The following is a 26,451-nucleotide window of genomic DNA, read 5'->3' on the forward strand; positions in this document are numbered from 1 at the left end:
GTTATAGCCTGAACTCACTTGGCGTTTATTTTCCGGTCGAAGTTACGTAAACGAAATATACAGCTTAGAAGCCTCTAAATAATAAGAGCTTACAAGCCTCAAAGTAACGAGAGGTTGAGATTGCACGGTAATAAAAGGAATGAATTGCTTCAGCAGCTTCCCACACCGCTTATGTTTAAGCGGAAAGGTGATAGTACCTATTGCTTAAATACCGCGTTTCTTTCACTTTTCGGTATATCATCTGATGGCAAAAAAGGCAGTGAACCCACAGACTTTCGTTTTTATGATCCCCTCACTAAGAATGAACTTACTGGTGAGAAGTGTCCTTTTCAAGCACTAGAAAAAGGTGATGTAGCAAGCACCTGGGTTCGCCTACAAACACCTGAGCGCTCGTTACACTGCTTTCTTAGTGGCTCAACCATTACCGACAATGACACACAATGGCTGGTGTTTCACATTGATGCGAATAATCGAGTAACCGCCAATAACGGAAATGATAGCGCTGGTGCACAGCGGCATATTGAATTTAACCAACTACTTACCAAATTTTCCTCAAAACTCATTAATGCCAGTGCACAAGATTTGGACGTTATTATAGCGCAAAGTCTCGCTGCTTTTGGTGAGTTTTGTGATGTTGACCGCTGTTATCTTTTTGAGTTCTCGGACGATTTTGCATTGATGTCTAATACCCACGAGTGGGTGGCCGCGGGTGTTAACCCCTACATTGACGAATTACAGAATATGCCAACAAAGGAAATGCCGTATTTAATAGGTCATATTGAGCATGGCCTATTTAAAGTGGATGACGTACGCAACATTCCCGACTCAGCGATTGCCGAACGTGAAGAATTTCAGAAAGAAAATATATGTTCTATCTTGTGCTCGCGAATTATGGCAGATGGTAAAACTCACGGCTTTATAGGTTGTGACATCACCGGAAGCCCTTACACCTGGAGTGCTTCAGATATAGAGTACTTAAAGCGGATTGGGGACATGCTGGGCAATACGCTGCAAAATATTTATAATCGTAAAGCCATTCATGCTATGCAGCAGGAGCTGATTGAGGCTAATAGACAACTGCAAAAATTAGCCAATATTGATGGATTAACGGGCATAGCAAACAGACGCCTGTTTAACACCACTTTAGATAAAGACTTAGCCCAAAGTTGTCGAAAACAAGACACTCTTTCCCTGCTACTTATTGATGTGGATTTTTTCAAACTATACAACGACCAATATGGTCATGTTGCCGGTGACAATGTGCTTCAGAAAGTCGCTCAAACACTAGTAAACAGTTGTGTGGGTACAGATGACTTAGTCGCCCGCTACGGCGGAGAGGAGTTTGCTGTTATCCTGCCTTCTACAACCACCGACCGAGCGAAAGAAGTAGCCAATCGCATTATTGGGGATGTTAAGGGGTTGGGTATTAAGCACGAAGCATCGCCTCATGATGGTGTGTTAACGGTGAGTATTGGCATTGCTACTCAAGCAGATAATTGTGATGAGAACTGCATTGAATTGATTGATAAGGCTGACAAGGCGCTTTACCGAGCAAAATCGACGGGCAGGGGACGCGTCTGCGCTTAGTGCAGCTTAGCGCATTGTTTAATTAAAGCGCTCTTTAATAGAAATAAAAATAAATATAAAAAAGCCCGCTTTAAGAAGCTAAAACACTTCAAAAGCGGGCTTTTATGTTTGTCTGTTAGAGCTTAAAACTCATAAGACACGGTTGCACCGAATGTGCGCGGCTGATTAGGGTATGCATTGTAACTACCGGCTTGAATTGGTGGTGGGAATGCAGATAAGAAATACTCATCGTTGTTCAAGTTGCGAACCCACACTTTAAAGCTTAAGCCGTTATCCATAGTTAGGCCCGCACTCGCGTTTAATGTGCCTACTTCACGAGTAAGTTCAGCGGGAACGTTTTCTACAAGTCGTGCTTCACTCTCAAAAAGATAGTCTGAACGAACAAAGCCATACATGCCGTTACCTAGTTCGAAATTATAGGTAAGCCCCGCAACAAAGCTGCGTTCATGTATGCCTGCAGGTTGCGTTCCTGATAAATCCACTGGCCCATCTACGCCGTTTGCTCCAACAAAAGAGTCGTACACTGGGTCGAGAATGGTTCCACCAAATGAAAATACCAGTTCATCGGTTAGGTTATACGTAGAGTCAAACTCTATACCTTTGGTGGACTGTTCTCCCGCATTCGCCAAAACAAAGCCCGTACCTACGAAAATGCTCGATTGAAACCCTTCAATGGTTTGGTCGAATAATGTGACGTTAAAGGCGCCCCGTTTAAATCTTGCCTTAACACCAAGCTCGTAAACCGTAGACTCCTCAGCCCCTGCGTAGCGTGTGCCGTAGCTTTGATTTGCTCGCGTTAAGTTCGCAGTTTCAAGTGCTTGCTGATCGCTAGGAAAAGGACGAGTATCTCGCGATAGGTTCCACGAAGAGGCTTTAAAACCCGTTGCAGCGGAGGCGAAAACGTTAAAATTTCGATTAATTTCATAGGCTAAACGTACATTCCATGTGGTTTTGCTGTCGCTTGTATTTCCTGCCTCCACTTCATTAGGAAAGATAAGCTGCGGTGGAAGGAACTGAACGCCTTTTAACGTAGGTACGAATGGCTGTAAATCTGGAATGAAAGCCAGTGGTACACCGAAAACGGTAGGGTCGGTATCAAAATCAATGGCAGACAAAGTTTCATTGTAAACTTGGGAAACAGTTACGTCCTTTTCATCGTCGGTGTAAGAAATGCCAAGCGTTGCTGTAAGTTTGTCACTTAAATCATAATCGAAGGTAGCAAATAGACTGAATGCATCGTTTTCCTGCAAAAAGTCAGTAGCAATAAAATTATCTGCGGCAAAAAAAGCGTTTCGAGGCTGGGCATACAAATCTTCGGCACTCTCTAGAAGAGGTTGTAAACCAAGAATGTTGAAAAATGGCCGTGTTCCTTCCCCGTAGTAAAGTACATCGCCTGTATCCACTTCTTCAGAGAAGTAAAATCCGCCTACCATCCAATCAAATTCGTTATCGCCAGTCGAGGTTAAGCGAAACTCTTGGGTAAAGGTTTCTATATCGGTGTTACCCGTTTCGGTAAGAATATCCAGTGAGGTGTAATCTACATCAGAGTCGTAGCTGCTCGTATTTTTTCGAAACGCGGTAATTGATGTGAGGGTAAAAGAATCATAATCCACGTCTACTTGAACAGATATACCGCCATCTTCAACGGTATTAGTAGAGTTTTGGTTAAGCGCTGATTTAAATTCAAACTGGTCTTCTACATCAAGAACGGTTCCACCAAGAGCCCGCACTGCAGCTGTTGTTGGGCCATTAATAACATCGGCCACGGTGCAGCAGCGTTCATCAATTTCACTGTAATCTGCAATAAATCGTATGCGTGTATCTTCGGTTGGTTCGTACAGGGCTTGACCACGAACATTCCATCTATCGCGATTATTCATATCATCAAGGCCAACGACACTGTCGGTATAGCCGTCTCGCTTGTTAATACCGCCAGATACGCTAAACGCCAACTCTTCGGTAATTCCGTTTGTGTAATAACCTCTTAATAAGCGCTGATTAAAGTTGCCAACACCTAACTCCACTTTGGCGGCTTCTATAAACGAAGGGCCTGCTGTTCTAACATTGATAACACCCGCAGAGGCGTTTTTGCCAAACAGGGTGCTTTGCGGGCCGCTTAACACTTCAACTTGTTCTAGGCGAGGTAAATCACCAATTTGTGCAGCAGCTCTAGAGCGATAAACGCCATCGATGAAAACGCCCACAGAGGGTTCGATACCTGTGTTATTTGTACCGTTACCAAATCCGCGAATTGAAAAATTTGTATTCGATGAGCGCTGCAGCGGCGTTACGCGAAGGGTAGGAACTAAAGCCTGTAAGTCTTGAATATCCAATACTTGCGTTTGCGCTATATCCTCTCCGGTAGTGACGGTAACAGCGATAGGCGTTTCTTGGAGTCCGGTTTGTCTTTTTGAGGCGGTTATCAGAATTTGTTCAAAGAGATCGTCATCGGATTGTGCTTCAGCTTGCGGTGTGTTGGTAGTTGATTCTTGTGCGTGGGCGACATGGCCTGACAGGCCGAGTGTAACTGCAACCATAAGCGCAAGTGGCTTTCGTTTAAAAAATGAAAGTGGGCACTTTTCCATAGTACGTTCTCTTGTTGTGTTTATTTTTATAAGACGTTCGTCAATATTGCGTGTTATGTGAAATTAATATCGGCGAACAAAGACAGATGTCTAACTTAACGTAAAATCAATCTATGTAAATGAAATGTTATCATTTAGTTAAATGATGTTTTGTGTAAGGTTTGAGTGATATTTGAGCAATTGCTGATAAGTGGTGCGCGTTTTTTTCCATTTTTAGATTACTATCTTTAACTAAATAGCATTCTTTAAGTTGCTGATTTATCGAGCTTAATGACACTTATGATATTGCATGTACATGAGGTACAACTTTTGTCTAGATTGGTGATTTGCGTGTAGTATTTTATCATTTAATAGTCTATTGCTTATATAAGTCGTAGATAAAGCAGACTGCAGCTCGGCATGCTTTGATGTTGCGATACAAATAAAGGCTTGTATACAAGGTAAACAGCAATGGATTTACAACGGCAAAGCAACAGTGATTTAGAAAGCGAGTGCGACAAAGAGCCTATTCATGAACTCGGCCGAGTACAGTCTTTTGGTTTTTTAACTGCAATAGACAAAGAAGGTAGATTTACCCACATTTCTAGAAACGCAGATTTTGGCCCAGGTATCGACAATAACGCACTGTTGGGCACCTCTTTCTGGGAGCTTGTGGGACGAGACGCAAGTCACTCTATTCGCGGAGCTCTCCATCAAGCCTCGATAATCAAAAAACCAACTCGACTTTATGCTTTCACACTTCCTACAACAGACACACTCTATGATGTAAGTGTTCACCAAAGTGGTCGTTCCTCAATTATAGAGTTTGAAAACAGAGATCACCGCGCTGCACAAGACAATATTCTGGCCGCGATGATGAGTCAGATAGTAGAGCCGGATACCTTAGACGAACTTTACGCCGCTTTGGTTGCGGGAATAAAAGTAGCATCAGGGTTTGATAGAGTTATGCTTTATCATTTTCTTGATGACGGGGCTGGTGAAGTTATTGCTGAAATGAAAGAAAGCAATATGGAGCCTTTTATAGGACTGCGTTATCCGGCTTCAGATATTCCAAAACAGGCGCGAGAGCTGTATAAAAAGAACCTAATTCGCATTATTACAGATGTTCACGACGTTACTGAGCCTATCGAATGCGTCCATGATATAAAGCAGCCATTGGACCTCTCGTTTTCTAGAACCCGCGCCGTTTCAAAGGTGCACATTCAGTATCTAAAAAATATGGGTGTTGCAGCTTCCATGTCAATCTCCTTGATTGTTGATGGCAAATTGTGGGGGCTAATAGCCTGCCATCACAATACGGCCAAGCTCATGTCCTCGCGTGTATTAGAGGAATTAGAGCTGTTTAGTGAATTATTTTCGCTAGAGTTGGCACGAAGACTGGTGATGGAGCGGATAATCGTTAGCGAAAAAGCGAATGCCTCGTTTGCTAAGATGCTCAGTAATCTGTCTATCGGCAATTCGTTAACGCTTTCAACGGTTGAGCAGCTTGATTTGATTAAAAAGCTCATCGACATTGACGGGATTGGTTGTGCATTTAATGGTGACTATAAGCACAATGGGGTGTCGCTGAGTGAAAAGAAAATTCACATGTTGGTGGAAGTGCTTCAGAAACTACCGAATACGGAGGTTCATGAGCTCGACCATTTAGTTGCCGCGGACAGTAGATTATCTGACAAACATGTGGCCGGTGTATTAGCGCTGCAGATATCTAAGCTTCCTTGTGATTACATCTTTCTATTTAGAACCTCAGTCACTCAGGAAGTTAATTGGGCCGGCAACCCTGAAAAGAGCGTTACCCAAATTGGCGATCGTAAAGTGCTCACCCCACGCACAAGCTTTGAAAAATGGGTGGAATACAATGAGGGTAAAGCAAAATCTTGGACGACGCTGGACATTGAGCGAGCCAAGTCAATTCGACTTGGCATCATGGAGCTTACCATACGGCATCTTCACGAAAAAGAAGTGTTACAGCGAGAGGCCAACGAACGACTCGAACTCTTAATTGGCGAACTGAACCACAGAGTGAGGAACATTCTCAACTTAGTGAGCGCCCTAATTGGGCAAACCTCGCAAAGCAAGACAGATTTAAACGACTTTGTTGTATCACTTTCCTCTCGCATTACTGCTCTCGCTCTTGGCCATGATCAACTTACCCATTCTTCTTGGAATAGCATCAGTTTTTCCACATTACTGTTAAATGAACTGAAAGCCTACATGGTTAATGAGGCTGCTTTTAAGATTGAAGGGCCAAACGTAAAGTTAACCGCCTACGCTGTCACCCCACTGGTACTTGTTTTTCATGAACTCATTACCAATGCTGCAAAGTACGGAGCGCTTAGCGCAACCAGCAGCAATGGCTCGGTGTCTATTACTTGGGATTACAATGAGGCAGGAGATTGCGAGATAAATTGGCAAGAATGGGGCGGTCCGCCGATTACCAAACTGCAAGACGATGGTTTCGGTATGACGGTGATTAAATCGGTTATTCCTCATGAGCTTGGTGGGGAAGCTTTGATAGAGCCTAAGATTACAGGTTTGCAGGCTTCATTTGTCATTCCTAAAAAATACGTTGAGAAGGGAGAAGGCGAAGTACCGTCTATCGAAAACCATGGAGCGGCCAATATAGATACGAGTTCTGTAACTCGTCATAAGCAACCAAACAGGCAACAGTTAGTGAGGGCGGTAGTTGTAGAAGATAATTTACTTATATCACTAGACCTTCAGAAAAAGCTTAAACGAGCGGGATTTGAAAATGTTGATATTTACGGCGACTTAGCCTCTGCAAGGGCTGGGCTAGACCGAAATAAGCCACAAATGGTCTTTCTCGATGTACATCTAGGCAACGAAAACTCCTTTGAATTGGGAATAGAAATTTTGCAAATGCACATCCCATTTATGTTTATAACGGGATATGGCGCGGGCATGGACCTACCTCCAGCGTTAAAAAACGTTCAGGTACTGACGAAACCGGTAGATTTTGAGGTGTTGCAGGATGCCATAAGCGAGAGCGTTGGTGCGAGTGCAGTCCATGAGTAACTTTAAAGGCAAAACAGCAGTTATTGTTGAAGATCAAACCATTGATGCATTGAATGCGAGTAGATTCGTTGAAGGATTGGGCATGCGAGTACTAGGCATTGCGAAATCCGCTGAAAAGATTTTTTCTTTACTAGAAAACGAAATACCCGATCTTATCCTGCTTGATATTAACCTAGGTGGAGAAGAGACGGGAATAGAAATAGGGCAGGCGATAACAGGCTCTTACGGCATCCCCATAATTTTTACCACGTCTTACAGCGACGATGACACCATAGCCAGTGCGCTTACCATCTCTCCGTACGGGTATTTGATTAAGCCCTATGGACGGTCGTCGCTAGAAACGGCGATACGTGTCGCTATGGAACGCAAGCGAATCGAAGATGATATAAGAAACACAAATTCTCGATTCTCAATGGCATCAAGTGTGGCGAAGCTTGGTGTGTTAGAAGTTGACGTTGCATCAAATTCGGTAGTGGTTAATGGCGTCGAAGAACTAATGGATTTTCCGCACTCCCTTAGCTTAGAAAGCTTTTATAACCTTTTTCCAGAGGAGGAAAGAGTTAAGCTTAAAGTCGCCGTTACAAAGAAAAATAGCTATCGCACCATGCTGCAAGTTCAACTTGATGGAAGCGATACACGTTGGTACGAAGTCATATTGTCTGATGTCACAATGTCGGAGGGGGCAATTCAAATTGGTGCGGTTCAAGATGTTTCACCGATGGAGTCTGTCAAAACTAAGCTGAGTATTGCAGATAAAATAATAAGCGAGATTCAAGAAGGGATATTGGTGTGTGACGACGCCGGTATTGTGATGAAAGCTAACGATGCCTTCTGTGACATGATGGGCAAGGTGAAAAAAGAAGTGCTTAATCATAATGTCATGTCTGTATTCCCTAGTGATAGGAAAAACGACGTGCAGCCAGATGTGTTAACAGACGGTTTAAGAGCAGAGGTGACCGTGGTGAACGACTTTGGCATTAGGCATCACCTTGTTATGTCTGTTACCTCTTTATATCAAGATAGCCCTAAACAATTCTTTGTGGCTATATTCACCGATATAACAGAGTTAAAATCGTCTGAGAGTCAGCTAAAGCAGTTAGCGTATACCGACTCATTGACAGGTGCTGGCAACCGTAATTATTTAAACACGATCATAGAGACTTACACGGCTTCTAACGAACCTTGTGCCATTGTGTTCATTGATATTGATGAATTTAAGCTGATCAACGATTCACACGGTCACGAGGTGGGTGATGAGGTGCTGAAAGGCTGTGTCGCTAGGTTGAGAGCCATAGTGCGGGAAGAGGACCATATAATTAGGTTTGGTGGCGACGAATTTATCATTGTAACCAGCTCAATTTTACGAGAAGAATTGGATGGTATTTCTAAACGGCTTAAAGACATATTTGCTGAACCTTTTCAAACCAACATTGGCAAATTTAGGATAACTGCTAGTTTGGGCGTGGCGGTATCTTCAGAATCGATGACGGCTGGTGAATTACTTAAAAATGCAGATATCGCCATGTATTCTGCCAAGCGAAATGGAAAAAATAGCGTGGTTAATTTTGACGAGAGCTTGTCAAAAGATATAGAGCATAGACTGTTTATACAGCAAGGGTTGGATAACGCAGTAGCCACTAAAGAAATATGTGCTTATTTTCAACCAATAGTAGACACCAACGGCAAGGTTTTGTCGTTGGAGGCATTGGCTCGCTGGCACGTTCCAAATTATGGCTCTGTTAGCCCAGAAAAATTTATCCCTATTGCGGAGCTTACGCAACATATTCATGAAATTGGTCTTCATATGCTAGCGGAAGGGTGTACAGCATTAAAAACCCTGAATTCTTGGGGCTTCGACGATATCAAAGTTAATCTTAATTTGTCAGCAGTGCAGCTGCAAAAGAAGGGGGTAGTTGAGGCGTTTAAAACGGTCATCGACGCTAATAACATCGATTCATCAAAGTTAGTACTCGAAATTACCGAGTCTACGCTGCAAAACTCAATAGCGCGGGTTACGCTGAGTAAGCTCAAGCTGCTTGGTTTTAAAGTGTCGATAGACGATTTCGGTACAGGCTTTTCATGCATATCTGAGCTTGCCGAAGATATTTACGATGCGATAAAAATCGATCGCTCCTTGTTACCCTCTTTTCCACTTAACGACGACAGCGCTAAGCGAAGAGCGCTTATCATAGAGAATGTAATTAGGTTATGTTCTGCTTTAGATATGCCATGTACCTTGGAAGGCCTTGAAACTAGCGAGCAGGTGAGCTTTGCCAGACGCATTGGCGCAACGGCAATGCAGGGCTATCATTTTGCGAAACCCTTGAGTATGTTTGCATTAATGGAGTATATGCAAGCTAACCATGCCACTAAAATTCAAGCGGGATGAGTTGATAAGACTTTATTTACTGAATTTCAGGCACAAAAAAAGGCGTAAAGTACGCCTTTTTTATGAATTGGTGGAGCTGGCGGGATTTGAACCCGCGTCCAGAAAATGTCTACCTTTGGTACTACATGCTTAGTTTGTCTTTTCTTTAACTACTTTAGACCCCGACAAACAGGGTTCCTGGTAGCTGTCCTAATACTATTTCGCGGTTCAACCTTAGGAAAGTTTCCCTCGCTAGTTTGCTTATATGACCTTCCAAACCCACGCTAGCAAACTAAGCTGTGGTGGAAGGGCCTATACCGGTTATTAAGCGGCTAGTGCGTAGTTTTCGTCGTTTGCGACTATTTAAAGCGGCTTTTTTAAGAGGCCAGCCGCACCTCTGCATGCACCTCCGGCTTCCTAGATCCTGTCGAATCCTAATCAGCCCCGAGCGTGAAAGTGAAGTATAACATAACTCAGTGTACGTTAAACGTTTCTTTTATAAATTGCTTTCAAAAGATGCATTTATAATCAATTACCTTTAAAATGCGAGCCATTCAAATCTAGCTGTGTTGTGCATGTCTTCAAACTCTATTCTATATTCACCCTATACATTGCCCTGTGGTATTACGGTTAGAAATCGCTTAGTTAAAGCGGCAATGGAAGAAAATATGTCAAGCAAGGGGTGTGTGCCTGGCGAATCTCTTTACTCTCTCTATCGCTATTGGGCTCATGGTGACCTAGGTATGGTTATCACCGGAAATGTCATGGTAGACAAAGAGGCTATGACAGGGCCAGGTGGCGTGGTGCTAGAAAAAGACACAGATCTTGCACCCTTTCAAAAATGGGCAAAAATTACAAAGTCCAACGGCGCGCTTGCCGTAATGCAAATAAACCATCCTGGTCGCCAAGTATTTAAAGCCATGCAGGGTAAAGCGATAGCGCCTTCTGCGGTACCGCTAGACATGGGTAAGCACTCTAAATTGTTTGCCGAACCACGAGAAATGACCTGCCAAGACATTCACGATGTGTGTCAGCGTTTTGTTCAAACAGCCAAACAAGCCGAAAAAGCTGGGTTCGATGGCGTAGAGGTTCACGCGGCTCATGGTTATTTGCTCACCCAGTTTCTGTCACCCCTAACTAATCAGCGTCAAGACGAGTGGGGCGGTTCTATTATTAATAGAGCACGGCTACTGATTAATATTGTCAGTCAAATACGCGCGGTGTGTGCAAAAGATTTCATTGTTATGGTGAAGTTGAATTCAGCCGATTTCCAAAAAAATGGCTTTTCCTTCGACGATGCCTGTGAAGTGGTAAATCGATTAGAGGCGCTGGGTGTCGATGTTGTCGAACTTTCAGGGGGAAGCTATGAAGCGCCCGCCATGCAGGGGCAAACTAAAGACAATACCACCCTTGCCCGAGAAGCTTACTTTTTAGAGTTTGCCCACACGTTAGAGAGTAAGACGGATATACCGTTAATGACAACCGGTGGAATTAAACGTGCCGAAATAGCTGAGCGAGTAGTGCAAGAAGGGTGTGAGCTTGTTGGTTTAGCGAGTGCACTTGCCATTACGCCGAATTTGGCGAAAAAGTGGCAACAGGAATGGACATATTCCGGCATTATCCCGCACTGCACATGGAAAGATAAATCTTTGGCGAGTCTTGCGAACATGGCCATTGTAAGAAGACAGCTTCGTCGCCTTGGAAACAACCTTACGACACTGCGAAGCCCATCTCCGCTGTGGAGTTTAATTTTAGACTTGTTGCACCGCAAGAAAATGACTAAGCGGGATGTGGCTTTTAGAATGTCTCAGTAGCAACGGCACTTAGAAGCAAGACTGATAGAACGTTTGATAGGTCTGCTTTAAAGGCGTTTTATAATGGGGAGTGCACAGCGTTACACGCTGTGCTTCATCATTCTTTCTTTCTGGCGCTGCCAGTCTTTGTCTTTCAGCGTATCTCGCTTGTCGTGTGCGTGCTTACCTTTCGCTAGGTGAATTTCTAGCTTAACCCAGCACTTCTTCCAATACATAGACGTAGCAACAATCGAGTAACCTTGTCTATCACGGGCTCCCATTAAACGGTCAATCTCTCGTTTTTTAAGCAGCAGTTTACGTGCCCGTTCGGGAGCAGCAATAACGTGGGTCGATGCCTGAGTTAGCGGACTTATTCTACACCCAACAAGGTATGCTTCTGCGTTTTGGATAATGATATACGCATCGGTAATATTGACTTTACCAGACCGAATACTCTTTATTTCCCAGCCTTGAAGCTCTAAACCAGCTTCAAACTTGTCTTCTAAGAAATAATCATGACGCGCTTTCTTGTTCTGCGCGATGTTTCCGGTGGTATTTTTGTTTGCTTTATTCTTTTTCATGGGCGCTATTATACTGATAGTGTGAATAAATGTCTTTAAATGTGTCTTACAAATTTGGGCGTGTATCGTTTTATATTCGCTGAAAAGCATCAACTGCTAACAGATTATTCATGCACAAATGTGGTTTCAGATCTAAAAAGATGAAAAATAACTGTGATATAATTTTGTGATTAGACATTGTATTAGTGAAGTAGATGCCAAGTATTCATAGAAGTGCACTTGTAGCTCATAGTGCAGAGGCCATGTTTAACTTAGTGAATGACGTTGAGTCGTATCCAAAGTTTTTACCAGGTTGTGCAGACAGTAAAATTCTGAACAATACAGAACAAGCGATGAGCGCATCGTTATTAGTCTCAAAAGCAGGGATTAAACAGTGGTTTACTACCGAAAACGTATTGTATCCAGCTGAGCGAATTGAAATGCAGTTGGTCGACGGTCCTTTTCGGTCTCTATCCGGCGGTTGGACGTTTTCAGCGCTATCTGATGAAGCGTGTAAAATAGAACTTAACTTGCACTTTGAGTTTGCCAATAAGCTTGCGGAAATGGCATTTGGAAAGGTGTTTAATAGTTTGGCGTCGAGCATGGTGACCGCGTTTACTGAAAGAGCAAAGAGTGTATACGCATGAGTAGTGAGCTAATTACCGTTGAGGTAGCCTACGCGCTGCCTACTAAGCAGTCTCTGGTTAGCATTGCCATCGATAAAAACGCGACCGTGGAAGAAGCTATTCAGGCCTCTAATCTTCTTCACGAGTATCCAGATATTGATTTATCAAAAACTAAGGTAGGTGTGTGGAGTCGCGTAGTTCGGCTTAAAGATACACTTATTGATGGCGACAGAATAGAGATTTATCGCGGACTAATTGCCGATCCTAAAGAAATAAGAAAACGTCGAGCGGAGAAAGCGAAAGAAGAGGGTAGAGCCGACAAAGTGACTGGCGGCAAGGTCAACCCTCTCAAAGCGAAGTAAACGTACTACACAGATTTATCGGAAATGCTTCCTAGCTCCAAAAATGGAGAAGCGTCGATATTTTCTGCATCCATCATGGTGGCTATGCGTTGCATTGTTGCCACCATCTGACTTTGTTCCCATTCTTTAAGCTGAGAAAAACGCTCAACAAAATGTTCTTGCAAAGGGCGAGGTGCGTCTTTCACTGCTACTTTACCGCGGTCGGTAAGAAACACGCCTACCTTTCGTTTGTCTTTGGTGCTTCTAATTCGTGTGGCTAGGTCGCGAGACTCAAGCCGGTCCAAAATATTAGTGATAGTTGCAGGGCTCAAATTAATGTTCTCTGCAATTTCGCGAACCATAATGCCTGGCTGCTCTTCTATATTTTGCATAACGAGCAATTGCGGGCCAGTTAGACCCACGTGCTTACTAAGCTGTTTGCTGCGCAAGTCTACGGCGCGGATAACGCGCCGTAGTGCAACAAGCAATTCTTCTTCTTTTCGCATATTTTTTCCAACAAATGCGTAACGTGTGTTACTTAAGCAAATGAATAAAGTGCTGATGCTTGTGATAGTGATCTATCACGTCATTGATTACCGATAGCTTCGACCAACCCATGATGTCGTAGTTTTGACCACCTTCACTCAAGTGAACCTCGGCGCGATAATACGTCTTTTGTGTACCTTCGTCCATTTGCTCTGATGGCGCGAACTCAGGTTGATCAGTCGGAGTAGGGTATACCGCATAAATAAAGTCTGGGTCTGTACCCATAGTGACGGTAAGAATAAAGGCTTCATCAGTTTCTTCAACGTTCACTTCGAAGTTCTGCTCTTCAAACTCTTTACCCACTTCATTCATTGCTGGCAGCGCTACTTTTCTCATAAAGCGAAGGACCGCTTCTTCATCAGGGAACGATACGATGTTCTCTAAACGCCCTTTCCAGTTTCTGTCAGCGTCGCTGTGCTGTGGTGTACCCGCAAGCACTTGTAAACTCTCGCGTTTGTACCCTTCCACTCGCAGCGCTTTCAGTAAGCCAAACATCGCAATAAGCAATACAATAGCAAACGGCAAGGCTGCGGCAATGGTCATGGTTTGCAATGCACCAAGCCCTCCTGCGTATAGCAGTACAGCACTCACCACACCGACACCTACGGCCCAATAAATTCGTTGCCATACTGGTGTGTCGTTGCGCCCGTGTGAACACAACATATCGACAACCATGGCGCCAGAGTCGCAAGAGGTAACGAAGAAAACGATAACCATGAGTACTGCGATGAAGCTAAGTACGCTTGAGTATGGGAATTGCTCTAAAAATACAAATAGTGCTACGGCGGTATCTTCATTCACCATATTGGCAAGCACGTCTTGTCCCTGCACGAGTACTTGGTCAATGGCGCTGTTCCCAAACACGGTCATCCAAAATAACGTGAATACCGATGGAATGAGCAACACGCCGAGTATAAATTCTCTGATTGTTCTACCGTAAGAAATACGAGCGATGAATAAGCCAACAAACGGTGCCCATGCTAACCACCAACCCCAGTAGAAAATTGTCCATCCACCAATCCAGTCGGTTTTGTCGTAGGCGAATAGGTTAAAGGTGTTTCTTACAATATCAGCAAGGTAAGCGCCGGTGTTCTGCATGAATGCCTGCAGTAAGAAAACCGTAGGACCTAAAATTAGCACGATCAGTAACAGTACTATGGCTAATACCATGTTTGTTTCTGACAGTCTTCTTATGCCCTTATCTAGCCCAGTGGTTACTGAAATAACAGCAAGACCAACGACACACGCCATAATCAGTATCTGAACGCCGGTACCCGACGGCATGCCAAATAAGTAATTGAAACCAGCATTAACTTGAGAAGCACCCAGGCCGAGAGAGGTTGCAATACCAAAAACCGTAGACGTTACCGCAAAGATATCGACTACATGACCAGGCCACCCATAAATTCTTTCACCAATAAGTGGGTATAGCGCAGAACGAAGGGTTAGCGGGAGGTTTTGTCTGTAGGAGAAATAGCCCAATATGAGCGCGACAATCGCATAGATGGCCCACGCATGAACACCCCAATGGAAAAAGGTGGTTTTCATTGCCTCTCTTACCGCGTCTATTGTACCAGCTTCAGCTGTTGGGGGAGCTAAAAAGTGCATAAGCGGTTCTGAAACGCCAAAGAACATTAGCCCAATACCCATTCCCGCAGCAAATAACATACTTAACCATGTTGGAAAGCTGAATTCAGGTGAAGCGTGGTCGGGACCGAGTTTTATCTCACCATAGCGAGACATGCCAAGATAAACGACAAACAGCACCACGAAAGCAACTGCAAGCACGTAAAACCAGCTGCCGTTGGTAACAATAGCACTTTGAACAGTTTTAAAGAGAGCGTCAGCTACTGTTGGCATTAAGGCCGCGAAGCACAACAGGCAAATGATGATGGCAGATGATGTGTAAAACACCGGTTTGTTTAGGGGAGACTTGTTTTCATTTTCTATCACGCAGAAAAAATCCTTCCACTTATGTTTGGTTTAAACGATTGCTATCAAATATACCGCAAACTCTCGTTTTTATAAACATGAGTTTAAATAATTAGCTTTGAAGTTAACAATAAGAAGAATTCTCATATAATGCGCAATTGAGGTGTGCTTTTTCGCTTTTTATTAGTCATTAGTTCATATTTTCGGTGTTTTTGCATGAAACTTAATCGTTAGAGTAGAAATTAATTTCTGTTTGTGGGTTAATAATGATGATCTTATTGATACGTGTTTCAAGTAAACAGTATCCGAAGAATAAAAAATCCATTTTCAAAGGGAAAACACACATTATGCGTAAAACTCAGCTTAGCTGTGCGATCGTCGCTGCATTGGCAACAACATCTATAGCCGCGCAGGAGTCGAAAGCACCCGCGAAACTCGAAACTATTGAAGTCACTGCAACAAAACGTACTGAATCAATTCAAGACGTGCCTGTTGCTGTTCAAGCTCTTAACGGTAAAGCCTTGGAAAACCTTGGCATTGATAACTTCCAAGAGTACGTCGAGTTCCTACCTAACGTTGTTTTCCAAGGAACGGGACCTGGCCAAAACGAGATTTACATCCGCGGCGCCGCAACAACACAATCAAATATAATGCTTTCTTCAGTCCAAGCATTACAGCCTTCGGTAGCCTTCTACCTAGATGAAATGCCTGTTTCAATGGCAGGTCGTAACCTTGACGTTTACGCCACTGACGTAGAGCGTGTTGAAGTGCTACCTGGGCCACAAGGCACGTTGTTTGGTGCTAGCTCGCAGGCAGGTACTATTCGTTTAATTACTAACAAACCAGACCATACAGGTTTTGGCGCTGGTTTCGACACTAACATTGGCTTCACCAAAGACGGTGAGATGAGCAACTCTGTTCAGGCCTACTTCAATATGTCACTTACCGACGACCTAGCAGTTCGCGTAGCGGCGTACAACGACCAACAAGGTGGTTGGATTGACAACGTAAGAAACGTGCCTGGTGAGGGTGGTTATATAGGAAGCGCGGTTGTTGTTGACCGTATTTCTGGTGGTGTACTTGCCGACCCAGTGGCGATGGATGCTAACCGCATTACTAACCCTAACATTTCTTCAAGTTCGGAAGCATCGGTAGTATCGCCTCAGAACGACGCACTCGTTGAAGAAGATTTCAATGATGCGGTTTACTCTGGTGCTCGTTTTGGTTTGTCGTATCACATCAACGACGACTGGGACTTGCTAGTACAGCATACTCAGCAAACGCTAGACACTGAAGGTGTATTTTCTTACGACCCAACGTTAGATGGCGAAACGTCTGCTATTCGTTTCCAAGCAGATGAAAACAGAGATGAATTCGGTCTTACAACGTGGACCGTTGAAGGTCGTATGGACAAGCTTGATGTTGTATATACCGGTGGTTATTTAGACCGTGATATCGACACATTAGCAGACTACACGGGCTACACTAACGGCGGTTTGTTCTCGGCATATTATCTTTGTAACCACTATGATACGCCGGATAACGCTGCAGATGAGCGTTGCCTAGATCCAACTAAGTATTATCAAGAAGATACTTCTTCTACACGTAATACTCACGAGCTGCGCTTCAATACCACTATGGATACGCCTTGGCGTGTAACTGCTGGTTTGTTCTACGACGAACAAGAAGTAGCCACCGTTGGCCAGTTCAAAATCGCTAACACAGAACTTTTTGATAACCTTCAACGCACGCTAGTTGGTAACGAAGGCATCAATAGCGACGGCGGACCATTCCCAGCTGAAGTAAGTTTTGTTAACGACATTACCCATACTATTGAACAGATAGCGGTATTTGGCCAGGTTGAGTACGACCTAACAGAGAAGTTAACTGCCAGTATTGGTGCTCGTTGGTATCAAATTGACGATATCTACGTAGGTTCAACATCTACTGTGGACGTAACTCGCCGAATTCGTGCATTTGGTACCCAAGATGCTGACGAATTAGCAGCAGTGGGCTTAGACCCTGATGCCGTTAATGCAGCTATTCAAAGCGGTCAATTAGAAACAGACCTTCTTGATAGCAACGGTGTGCTAACGGTTGACGACACCATTTTCAAATTTTCACTCGATTATAAAGTGAATAAAGACGTACTCGTATTCGCTAACTACTCTGAAGGTTTCCGTCCTCCAGTAACGAACCGTGTTGGCGGTGGTTTGTCAACGAACCAAGAAGGTAAGTTTAACAACTTCCGTATTCCAGTGTATTCGACAACGGATACGCTAGATAACTACGAGCTTGGTTTAAAAGGCGACTTCTTTGACGGTCTATTCCGTGTAAACGCGACTGCGTACTACTCAGAAATTACCGACCTTCAAACGTCACGTTACGACCCCACAAATATCTCATTCCTAGTATTTACTGATAACGTTGGTGATGCTGAGATAAAAGGGTTAGATGCTGATTTAACGTGGCTTGCCACTGACGACTTAGTTATTAATGCAGCATTTAGTATATTAGACACGGAACTAACAAGCGTAAACTCTGAGCTTGAAGGTATTGCGGCAGGTGTTGGTTCACAACTACCTTACTCTGCAGAATTCTCTGGTAACATTAACGCACGTTACTTCTTTGAACTTGAAGGCGGAAAGCGTGGTTACGTTAACGGCTCTGTAAGCTACACGGGTGACCGTTATGCAGGCATGGTAATGGATGCTTTCGTAATGGAAGATGCCACTCAGAATATATACGGCACAGGTTCTGGTCTTAAAATAGAGCAAGAAGCAGCTGTATATGAAGGTGTTACTTACGCAGATTCAAACGGTGAAACCTTCCGAGGCGGCCGTTATGTTCAAGAGTCATACTTCCTTGCTAACTTAGCAGTAGGTGTTACTAACGACGTGTGGAAAGCTGAACTATACATTGATAATGTATTTGATGAGCGAGCGGTGTTAAACATCGATACGCAACAGTTTACGCCAAAAGTAGTTACAAACAGACCTCGCACTATCGGAATGCGTTTCTCTTACGACTACTATTAAGTTATTGTTTGAGACATTGGCTAAGCCATAGGTAAAAATTAAAACGGTAAACTTTCGGGTTTGCCGTTTTTTCTATTTTTAGGCATGCTGTATAGATGAATACAAAAGAACAACAAATACTTCTTACTATTAAGAAATCATTAATGCAGTCTCACTTTCAATCGGTGATTACGCAATGTAGTGAATTGCTGACTGCACAGACTCAATCTAATGTGACAGACGCTGGTCTAATTGAAGCTAGTAACGCAGGTGAAACTGGGCTCAGCAGTGATGCACAGCGTGAAGCGCTGTATTTACAAGCGGTCGCCTACAGGCTATCAGGTAACACGCAAAATGCGATTGCTACTCTTGATAACGTTATTGCTTTATTTCCAGATTACGGAAGAGCGTTTCAAGAACTGGGTTACTGCTACGCGAACATAGACGGTAAAAAGTCTGCCCACAGCTTTTATCAAGCTACTCGATTTAATCCTGCATTACTTGCATCGTGGCAACAGCTCGAAAAAGTGTATAAAAGAGATGACCAGAAGCAAGCACTGACATTGTGTCAGCAGCAAATTCAATTTTTAACCTCACTGCCAAAACCGCTATTAGGTGCTACAGATTTAATGCACGAAGGCCAATTACACAAGGCTGAACAGGTTTGCAGGCAGTTTCTTACTAATAACAAGCATCACCCCGAAGCCATGATGCTGCTTGCTGAATTAGGCATTCAATTAAAGGTATACAGCGACGCTGAGTTTTTATTAGAAAGCTGCGTTGAAATGTATCCCGACAATGACAGAGCCGCTGCGGCTTTTCAAAGCCTGTTATCAAAGTTAGGAAAATTTCCTGAAGCAGCGGCGCTGGCTAAAAAACGCTTGGCGCTATCACCGGATAATTTTACCGTGCAAGTCTCACTGGCTCATGCCCTGGTAGGCATTGGTTCCTTAGATGAGGCAATTCACATATACCAAGAACTATTATCTGCCAATGACGATCGCCCTGCGTTGTGGGTTGCTCTGGGTCATGCTTACAAAGCGCAAGGTAACATGGAGCAAGCGGTAAGCGCTTATCAAAAATCAATTGCTTTTGCCGCTGATTTTGGTGATGCCTACTGGAGCTTAGCCAATACTAAAACCTACCGTTTTGATGATAAAACAATGGATAAAATGGTTGAGCAGGAGTCGTTGGCGTCGACGAAATTAGATGACAAAATTCATCTTTGTTTTGCATTGGGTAAAGGTTTTGAAGATAGAAAAGACGCTAAAACCGCGTTTCACTATTACAGCCTAGGCAACGCGCTTAAAAAACGAACCTTACAGTTTGATATTGGAAAAACTGAAGCGGCGTTAGCAGCACAGCAAGAGGCCTTTAATGCAGAAAGCTTTAATAAGGCCCAAGGCTGTCAGGCACCAGACCCTATTTTTATTGTCGGCCTGCCGCGCGCTGGCTCAACCTTACTTGAGCAAATACTGGCCTCTCATTCTATGGTAGATGGCACTATGGAGCTGCATGACGTATTGGGAATTGCTTCTTCACTGAGTCATAAAAAAACGCCTTATCCGTTTAATGTAAATGAATTAGACGATGAAGCGTGTAAGGCACTGGGTCAGCGATATATTGATCAAACTCAAGCTTATCGTCAGGGTGCTCCATTTTTTATTGATAAAATGCCGAATAACTTTATTCATATCGGCCTTATCAAAAAAATACTTCCTAACGCAAAAATTATTGATGCTCGCAGGGCGCCCATGGATTGTTGCTTCAGTGGCTTTAAGCAATTGTTTGGAGAAGGGCAAGAGTTCAGCTACGGACAAGACGATATTGGCCGTTACTATGTCGCTTATGAAGCGTTAATGACTCATTGGAAATCAGTACTTCCCGGTGAAATATTAACGGTGCAGCATGAAGATGTGCTTGATGATCTAGAAGGGCAGGTAAAGCGCATACTCGCGTTTTGCGACCTTCCTTTTGAAGAAAGTTGCCTCTCATTTTATGAAACAAAGCGGGTTATCAAAACCCCAAGCTCAGAGCAAGTTCGCCAGCCTATTTACAAAACAGGTATGGAACAATGGAAGCCTTTTGAGGAGTATTTGGCAGAGCTGAAACAAGCGTTAACTCGTTTACGGTCTTAGTGTTGCCTAGCGCAGCGAGGCTTAGCTTTGATTAAAAGACTAGAAAAAGAACTTAACGTAAAGGGCTAAAGCAGAAGCTAATAGTAAAAGGTTAGAGTATACGGCAAGATAACAAGCCATATAATGTAATGACGAAAAAAGCAGCCTAGGCTGCTTTTTTCGTTTTAGCTTATATTGACTGTAAACGGCTATTTCCCAGCCTGTTCTTATACCGCATATAGCATTACTAATATTTTCTTCGCTTAAGTCCGGTTTCGGCTAAGATCTTTGCTGATATTTCTTCAATGGAATACTTAGTACTGTTCAAAAAAGGAATCTTTTCTTTGCGGTACAAATTTTCCACTTCTCTTAACTCCATCCGACATTGCTGCATCGATGCATACTTACTGTTGGCACGTCGCTCAGAGCGTATTTGATGCAAACGTTCTGGCTGAATAGTCAAACCAAACAGTTTGTTTTTATAACGTCTTAACGCTGGAGGTAGCTTAAGCATGTCTCCCATGTCTTCTTCAGTAAACGGGTAATTAGCGGCTTTTATTCCAAACTGAAGCGCCAAATATAAACTTGTTGGTGTTTTTCCTGAGCGAGATACACCTGTGAGAATAATATCCGCTTCGTCATAGTCTTTTAAGTTTGAGCCATCATCATTTGCTAATGCGTAATTTACCGCCTCAATACGAATATCGTAGGTTGTTTCGTGAATACTGTGCGTGCGATGTTTTTCTGGTTTTGACGGCACGCCAAGCACTTTTTCTAATGGAGCAACAAATTGGTCGAGGAAATTGTAGTTAATACCGACCGATTTAGAGATAATTTTGCGAACATCTACATTCACAATTGTATAAAAAACGAGCGGTCGTTCTCCGGTATCTTGAAAACTTTCAGAAATTTGTTCTAAAACTTTCTGCGCTTCTTCCTCAGTTTCTACAAATGGGATGGTGTTGTGATTAAACTCAACGGGGAATAATGATAGTAGAGCGTGACCAAACACCTCTGATGTGATGGCTGTACCATCTGAAATATAAAAAGCTGTTCTCACAACATATCCTTAACATTGTCGTAATTTAATTACAGAATTAATAAAGAGTTTACATTCTTAATACGCCCATTCTATGATGATTTCGTCGAAAAGCCAGACGCTTATCGCGAATGACGACCATTTAAAACAGACTTACGATGTCGCGCTAAAAGTAATGGCTATCAACATTTCGACTAACGAATTGAATTTTTTCAGGTAATAAAATCAATAAAACCTGAAATTAACCTCATACCCTACACAAAAAAAAGCTGGAGGCTTGGGCTGTGCAAGATTACGTACTTTGGTATCAAGAACTGGGCATGCACGATGTAGGTCGCGTAGGCGGCAAAAATGCATCATTGGGCGAGATGATTTCAAACCTTTCAAACGCCGGTGTGCAGGTGCCAGGTGGCTTTGCAACAACCGCCGAAGCGTTTAATGCGTTTTTAGAACAGAGCGGGTTAGAGGCAAAAATTCACGAAACGCTAGATGCGTTAGACGTTGACGATATTGGCGCACTTACTGAAGCGGGTAAGAACATTCGCCAATGGATTATCGACACGCCGTTCCAACCACAACTCGAAGACGCTATCAGAGATGCATTTGTCACTTTGCAGGGTGATGCAGGAGATGAGGCCTCTTTTGCAGTTCGTTCTTCAGCTACCGCAGAAGACATGCCAGATGCGTCATTTGCTGGGCAACAAGAAACCTTTTTGAACGTGAAAGGCTACGACTCAGTGATGGTAGCCATTAAACACGTATTTGCTTCATTGTTTAATGACCGCGCCATTTCTTATCGCGTGCACCAAGGTTACGACCATAAAGGTGTTGCGCTATCGGCAGGTATTCAGCGCATGGTGCGCAGTGATATCGCGTCTTCGGGCGTTATGTTCACCATCGATACTGAGTCAGGCTTTGAAGATGTTGTGTTCATCACTAGCTCGTTTGGTTTAGGCGAAATGGTTGTTCAGGGTGCGGTAAACCCTGACGAGTTTTATGTGCACAAGCCAACCCTGGATAAAGGTTTACCCGCTATTGTTCGTCGTAACATTGGCAGCAAGCTTACTAAAATGATTTATTCTGATGATGAAGCTCACGGCAAGCAGGTTTCAATTGTGGATATTGAGCCAGTTCAGAGTAAAACTTTCTCGTTAACCGACGATGAGGTGATGGAGCTAGCTAAACAAGCACAGATCATTGAAAAGCACTACAAGCGTCCTATGGATATTGAATGGGCCAAAGACGGTGTAGACGGCAAGCTTTACATCGTACAGGCTCGTCCAGAAACAGTTCGTAGCCGTGAAGATTCTCAAAGTATTGAGCGTTTCCAGCTTAAAGGCCAAAGCAACATTGTTTGCGAAGGTCGCGCTATTGGCCATAAAATTGGTGCAGGCGTCGCGAAAGTTTTAGGCTCTATCGAAGAGATGGATAAGATCCAAGCGGGCGATGTGTTAGTTACCGACATGACAGACCCTGATTGGGAACCTATCATGAAAAAAGCATCAGCGATTGTGACCAACCGCGGTGGACGAACTTGTCACGCAGCAATCATTGCTCGTGAGCTGGGTATCCCTGCGGTTGTGGGTTGTACTAACGCAACAGACAGCATTCAAAACGGCGATAGAATTACCGTGTCGTGCGCAGAGGGTGATACTGGTTACATCTATGGTGACGTGCTTGAGTTTGATGTTGTAACCTCACGCATCGATTCTATGCCAGACCTTCCTCTTAACGTAATGATGAACGTGGGCAATCCGGATCGCGCATTCGACTTTGCACGTCTTCCTCATGCAGGAGTAGGCCTTGCCCGTTTAGAATTTATCATCAACAGAATGATAGGCGTTCACCCTAAAGCCCTTCTTAACTTCGACAGCCAGCCTGAAGAGTTAAAAGAAGAAATTACCGATATGATAGCGGGTTACGAGTCGCCAACGGAATACTACATCGAGAAACTTGTTGAGGGTATCTCAACCATTGGTGCAGCATTTGCGCCTGAAAAAGTTATCGTTCGTATGTCTGACTTTAAGTCGAATGAATACTTCAACCTTGTTGGTGGTTATCAGTACGAGCCTGATGAAGAAAATCCAATGCTGGGATTCCGTGGTGCAAGCCGCTATATCTCAGAAGACTTCAGGGACTGTTTCGCTTTAGAGTGTGAAGCGATAAAGCGCGTTCGCAACAAGATGGACCTTACGAATGTGGAAATCATGATCCCATTTGTGAGAACCGTTGAAGAGGGACGTAAAGTTATTGAGCTTCTAGAAGAGCAAGGGCTTAAGAAGGGCGACAAAGGTCTGCGCATCATTATGATGTGTGAGTTACCGTCAAACGCACTGCTTGCTGACCAGTTCTTAGATATCTTTGACGGCTTCTCAATTGGCTCTAACGACCTTACCCAACTTACCTTGGGGCTAGATCGTGACAGTGGTCTTATTGCTCACTTGTTCGATGAACGTGATGATGCAGTAAAAGCCCTGTTGTCTATGGCAATCAGAGCCGCTAAGAAGCGTGGCAAGTACGTGGGTATCTGTGGACAGGGTCCATCGGATCACGAAGACTTTGCAGCCTGGCTAGTGGCTGAGGGCATTGACTCTGTATCGTTAAACCCTGATTCAGTAGTCGAAACATGGTTGTACCTTGCTGAAAAGCACGGACAGTAAACGCCAAAAGTAAAACGAAAAAACCGCTCAATTGAGCGGTTTTTTTATGTTCATAGTTCGTGTTCATAGTACTTGTTCAGAGCTCGTGTTCAGAGCTCGGCTAGTTAACTGCTAGTTAGCCTCGTTTTTCAGCGCTACTTTCTTAACCGACGCATTAACATTATGCGGTCTAATTTTCTCGCACTGGTTGTCATCGATTTTTGGCTAAACTTAAGCCATCCGCGAGCGCGGGGCCAATCGTAACTGAGCAGCATCAACCCCCCAAGTACAAGGAGAATAGAGCCAGGTAATAAGGTAAGGATAATACCGCTGATTAGCAGCAACCCACCAATGGTTAATCGCACTGTCTTCATGTTTATCTATCCCGCTGAATATGTCTTGATACAAAGACGACAAAAACGCTGTTACTACTAAAAGCATGTGTTCGTACTTTATATATCTGAATAATGCGCTTTAGTTAGGTAAAAGCCAATAAGTTAAATGTAACTAAGTGTAGATATCGTTCTTTGGAAGAGGGGGCACTGAATACACTAGCAGTAGTAAAAGTGGTGTCAGTGCAACTGGGTAACGTCGGGGAGGGGAAACTGTTTAGCCTTACATTTAAGACGCTGCCTCGGCACGCCTGCATCCATAAATACTCTACCCGCGGGTTTAAAACCAATTGAGCGATGATAGGCAACGCTGTCGAGGTTACAAACCACATTGAGTGTAGGAAAAGACTGTTGTTTTGCAGTTTTAAGAAGCGCGGCAAATAACGTTTTATAAATAGACAGGGTTCGATGGCTTCGTTTCACTGCTATTCGCCCTAATTCGCCCCCTCTAGTGAGCCGAGCAGTGGCAACCGCCTCGTCGTCCCCGTCTATAATAAGAACGTGCGTTGCCGTGCTGTCTTGATCATCAAATTCACTGTCCTGCGGAATTCGCCACTCAACTACAAACACACTTTTTCTGAGTGATTGAATGATTGGCTTTCCATTTTCCCAGTCGACGCTTTTTACCGTAAACGCCATAGTGGCATTCCACCCTATTAACTATTCCCAATATCCGTTATTAATAAGTGTAGTTAATGTCTGCAAAAATGCAAAAGAGGGGGCATCTTGGCTCGACGTGGCATCGAACGTGTTGCCTGAGGCAAGTATTTCATACCACTCAATATCGTTCTCGGTCACATCAAATCGGCTACCATTGACATATAAAGCTAGCGGTAGTCCGTTCGTACCATCGCACAGCAATGGTCTTATACCTGGTGCGGGCTGAAAGCTTAGGCCCGTTGCAAGGTCGTTAGACACTTGCTCAATGCTAACTTCTTGTTCTAATGGAAACTCAGGAATACCTTGTTCGCTCATTGCTTCTAACAGTGAGTGGGTATAATCCTTTGAATTAATGGTGTCGATTAACTGTTGTTTTAGCGCATTCACATCGCCAGCAATAACTTTTGCGGGTTGTACTGTGGCAGGGCGAGAAGGGTCGCTAAAACGCTGGTTGCCCGTTCCTTTATCAAGCATCATCGCTAGGCTTTCTGCAAGCTGAAGATTATCAGGTGCACGATAACCAACGGAATAGGTCAAGCTGTCTTCTATTGTTTTACCGTCATGAGGCCAACCTGGCGGTACATAAAGTACATCGCCTGGCATCATTGTTTCATCAATGATAGGGGAGAAATCTTCAATTTGACGAAGCTTTCCATGGGGATGTATCTCAGCATAATTACCTGGTTCGCCTACTCGCCACCGTCGAGAGCCTTTTCCCTGCACTAAAAATACGTCGTACTGATCGATATGAGCACCAACGCCTGCGCCTTCGGTTGCAAAACTAACCATTAGGTCGTCAAGGCGCCAATTTGGAATAAATGAGAAAGGCGCGAGCAGGGGTGTTACGTCCCCAATGTATTTGTCCACACCTTGAACGAGTAATGTCCAGTGTCCTTGGCATACGCGCTCGAAGTCTTGTATTGGCCCTTCTTCTACATGCCACTGCCCATTGTCATGGCTGATTATTCTGCTGTCTACTTCACTCTCTTGTGCTAAGCCCGCGAGGTCGTTTTCATCAATAGGGTCGGCAAAGTTTTTAAAAAAACCTTTAAGTACAACGGGTTTCTGCTGCCAGTATTCATTGAGAAATGTGTCGATATCAAAGTTTTGCATATAGTGTCTCGCTAAAAAGGCTCGCTAAAAAAGGAAAGAGAGAAAGAAAAAAGCGCGGTAAATAACCGCGCTTTGATAGGGCTAATACACCCTAGTATTT

Annotated in this window: 17 protein-coding genes and 1 other RNA gene; 9 read left to right on the plus strand and 9 right to left on the minus strand. The window is 43.7% G+C overall.

The window, feature by feature from the left end; translation table 11 throughout:
* The first annotated feature begins 120 nt into the window (after window positions 1–120).
* Window positions 121–1,587: a sensor domain-containing diguanylate cyclase gene (locus tag AC27HD_RS01230; RefSeq protein WP_487103276.1), complete on the plus strand. Its 1,467-nt coding sequence runs from the start codon at window positions 121–123 to the stop codon at window positions 1,585–1,587.
* Window positions 1,588–1,709: 122 nt separating this feature from the next.
* Here AC27HD_RS01230 and AC27HD_RS01235 read toward each other — a convergent pair whose 3' ends face one another.
* The gene (locus AC27HD_RS01235) at window positions 1,710–4,172 is read right to left on the minus strand and encodes a TonB-dependent receptor (protein ID WP_487103278.1); all 2,463 of its coding nucleotides are present in this window, start codon (window positions 4,170–4,172) and stop codon (window positions 1,710–1,712) included.
* A gap of 450 nt (window positions 4,173–4,622) precedes the next feature.
* Between AC27HD_RS01235 and AC27HD_RS01240 the strand changes: the two genes are divergently transcribed.
* Window positions 4,623–7,208, plus strand: coding sequence for an HWE histidine kinase domain-containing protein (locus AC27HD_RS01240; RefSeq protein WP_487103280.1), 2,586 nt, complete (start codon window positions 4,623–4,625; stop codon window positions 7,206–7,208).
* Window positions 7,201–9,597 carry an EAL domain-containing protein gene (locus AC27HD_RS01245; RefSeq protein WP_487103282.1) on the plus strand — a complete coding sequence of 799 codons (2,397 nt, stop codon included), beginning with the start codon at window positions 7,201–7,203 and terminating at the stop codon, window positions 9,595–9,597. The genes AC27HD_RS01240 and AC27HD_RS01245 overlap by 8 nt, the downstream gene beginning before the upstream one ends.
* 68 nt (window positions 9,598–9,665) lie before the next feature.
* Here the strand turns inward: AC27HD_RS01245 and ssrA are convergent.
* Window positions 9,666–10,022, minus strand: a transfer-messenger RNA (tmRNA) gene (gene ssrA, locus AC27HD_RS01250).
* Window positions 10,023–10,151: 129 nt separating this feature from the next.
* Here ssrA and AC27HD_RS01255 point away from each other — a divergent pair.
* On the plus strand, window positions 10,152–11,390 hold the full coding sequence (locus AC27HD_RS01255) for an NADH:flavin oxidoreductase/NADH oxidase family protein (RefSeq protein WP_487103284.1): 1,239 nt from the start codon (window positions 10,152–10,154) through the stop codon (window positions 11,388–11,390).
* An 80-nt stretch (window positions 11,391–11,470) separates the two neighbouring features.
* Here AC27HD_RS01255 and smpB read toward each other — a convergent pair whose 3' ends face one another.
* Window positions 11,471–11,950 (minus strand): SsrA-binding protein SmpB, encoded by a 480-nt coding sequence (smpB, locus tag AC27HD_RS01260; protein ID WP_032096540.1) that lies wholly within the window; start codon window positions 11,948–11,950, stop codon window positions 11,471–11,473.
* A 194-nt stretch (window positions 11,951–12,144) separates the two neighbouring features.
* On the opposite strand from smpB, the gene AC27HD_RS01265 reads away from it, so the two are divergent.
* Window positions 12,145–12,576 carry a type II toxin-antitoxin system RatA family toxin gene (locus AC27HD_RS01265; protein WP_032096539.1) on the plus strand — a complete coding sequence of 144 codons (432 nt, stop codon included), beginning with the start codon at window positions 12,145–12,147 and terminating at the stop codon, window positions 12,574–12,576.
* Window positions 12,573–12,917 (plus strand): RnfH family protein, encoded by a 345-nt coding sequence (locus AC27HD_RS01270; protein WP_269519588.1) that lies wholly within the window; start codon window positions 12,573–12,575, stop codon window positions 12,915–12,917. Before AC27HD_RS01265 ends, AC27HD_RS01270 begins: the two co-directional genes overlap by 4 nt.
* Window positions 12,918–12,922: 5 nt before the next feature.
* On the opposite strand, the gene AC27HD_RS01275 is transcribed toward AC27HD_RS01270, so the two are convergent.
* Both AC27HD_RS01275 and AC27HD_RS01280 read right to left on the minus strand, forming a co-directional pair.
* A complete protein-coding gene (locus AC27HD_RS01275) occupies window positions 12,923–13,402 on the minus strand; it encodes a MarR family winged helix-turn-helix transcriptional regulator (protein ID WP_032096537.1) in 480 nt (159 codons plus the stop codon).
* Window positions 13,403–13,430: 28 nt separating this feature from the next.
* Window positions 13,431–15,395 carry a BCCT family transporter gene (locus tag AC27HD_RS01280; RefSeq protein ID WP_032096536.1) on the minus strand — a complete coding sequence of 655 codons (1,965 nt, stop codon included), beginning with the start codon at window positions 15,393–15,395 and terminating at the stop codon, window positions 13,431–13,433.
* A gap of 326 nt (window positions 15,396–15,721) precedes the next feature.
* On the opposite strand from AC27HD_RS01280, the gene AC27HD_RS01285 reads away from it, so the two are divergent.
* The gene (locus tag AC27HD_RS01285) at window positions 15,722–18,412 is read left to right on the plus strand and encodes a TonB-dependent receptor (protein WP_032096535.1); all 2,691 of its coding nucleotides are present in this window, start codon (window positions 15,722–15,724) and stop codon (window positions 18,410–18,412) included.
* Window positions 18,413–18,507: 95 nt separating this feature from the next.
* Window positions 18,508–20,529 carry a tetratricopeptide repeat-containing sulfotransferase family protein gene (locus AC27HD_RS01290; RefSeq protein WP_487103288.1) on the plus strand — a complete coding sequence of 674 codons (2,022 nt, stop codon included), beginning with the start codon at window positions 18,508–18,510 and terminating at the stop codon, window positions 20,527–20,529.
* A gap of 226 nt (window positions 20,530–20,755) precedes the next feature.
* On the opposite strand, the gene ppsR is transcribed toward AC27HD_RS01290, so the two are convergent.
* Window positions 20,756–21,568, minus strand: a complete 813-nt coding sequence (gene ppsR, locus AC27HD_RS01295) for a posphoenolpyruvate synthetase regulatory kinase/phosphorylase PpsR (protein WP_349377262.1) — start codon at window positions 21,566–21,568, stop codon at window positions 20,756–20,758.
* Window positions 21,569–21,831: 263 nt separating this feature from the next.
* Here ppsR and ppsA point away from each other — a divergent pair, with 263 nt between their 5' ends.
* Window positions 21,832–24,207: a phosphoenolpyruvate synthase gene (gene ppsA, locus AC27HD_RS01300; RefSeq protein ID WP_032096532.1), complete on the plus strand. Its 2,376-nt coding sequence runs from the start codon at window positions 21,832–21,834 to the stop codon at window positions 24,205–24,207.
* Window positions 24,208–24,341: 134 nt separating this feature from the next.
* Here the strand turns inward: ppsA and AC27HD_RS01305 are convergent, their stop codons facing one another.
* The 3 genes from AC27HD_RS01305 to AC27HD_RS01315 form a co-directional block, all read right to left on the minus strand.
* Complete coding sequence (locus AC27HD_RS01305; protein WP_032096531.1) at window positions 24,342–24,560, minus strand: PGPGW domain-containing protein; 219 nt, start codon at window positions 24,558–24,560, stop codon at window positions 24,342–24,344.
* 198 nt (window positions 24,561–24,758) lie between these two features.
* Complete coding sequence (locus AC27HD_RS01310) at window positions 24,759–25,217, minus strand: GNAT family N-acetyltransferase (protein WP_487103291.1); 459 nt, start codon at window positions 25,215–25,217, stop codon at window positions 24,759–24,761.
* A gap of 21 nt (window positions 25,218–25,238) precedes the next feature.
* On the minus strand, window positions 25,239–26,351 hold the full coding sequence (locus AC27HD_RS01315) for a cupin domain-containing protein (protein WP_032096529.1): 1,113 nt from the start codon (window positions 26,349–26,351) through the stop codon (window positions 25,239–25,241).
* Window positions 26,352–26,451 lie beyond the last annotated feature (100 nt).

The sequence above is a fragment of the Alteromonas sp. 4NS20-0143 genome (genome assembly GCF_057542855.1).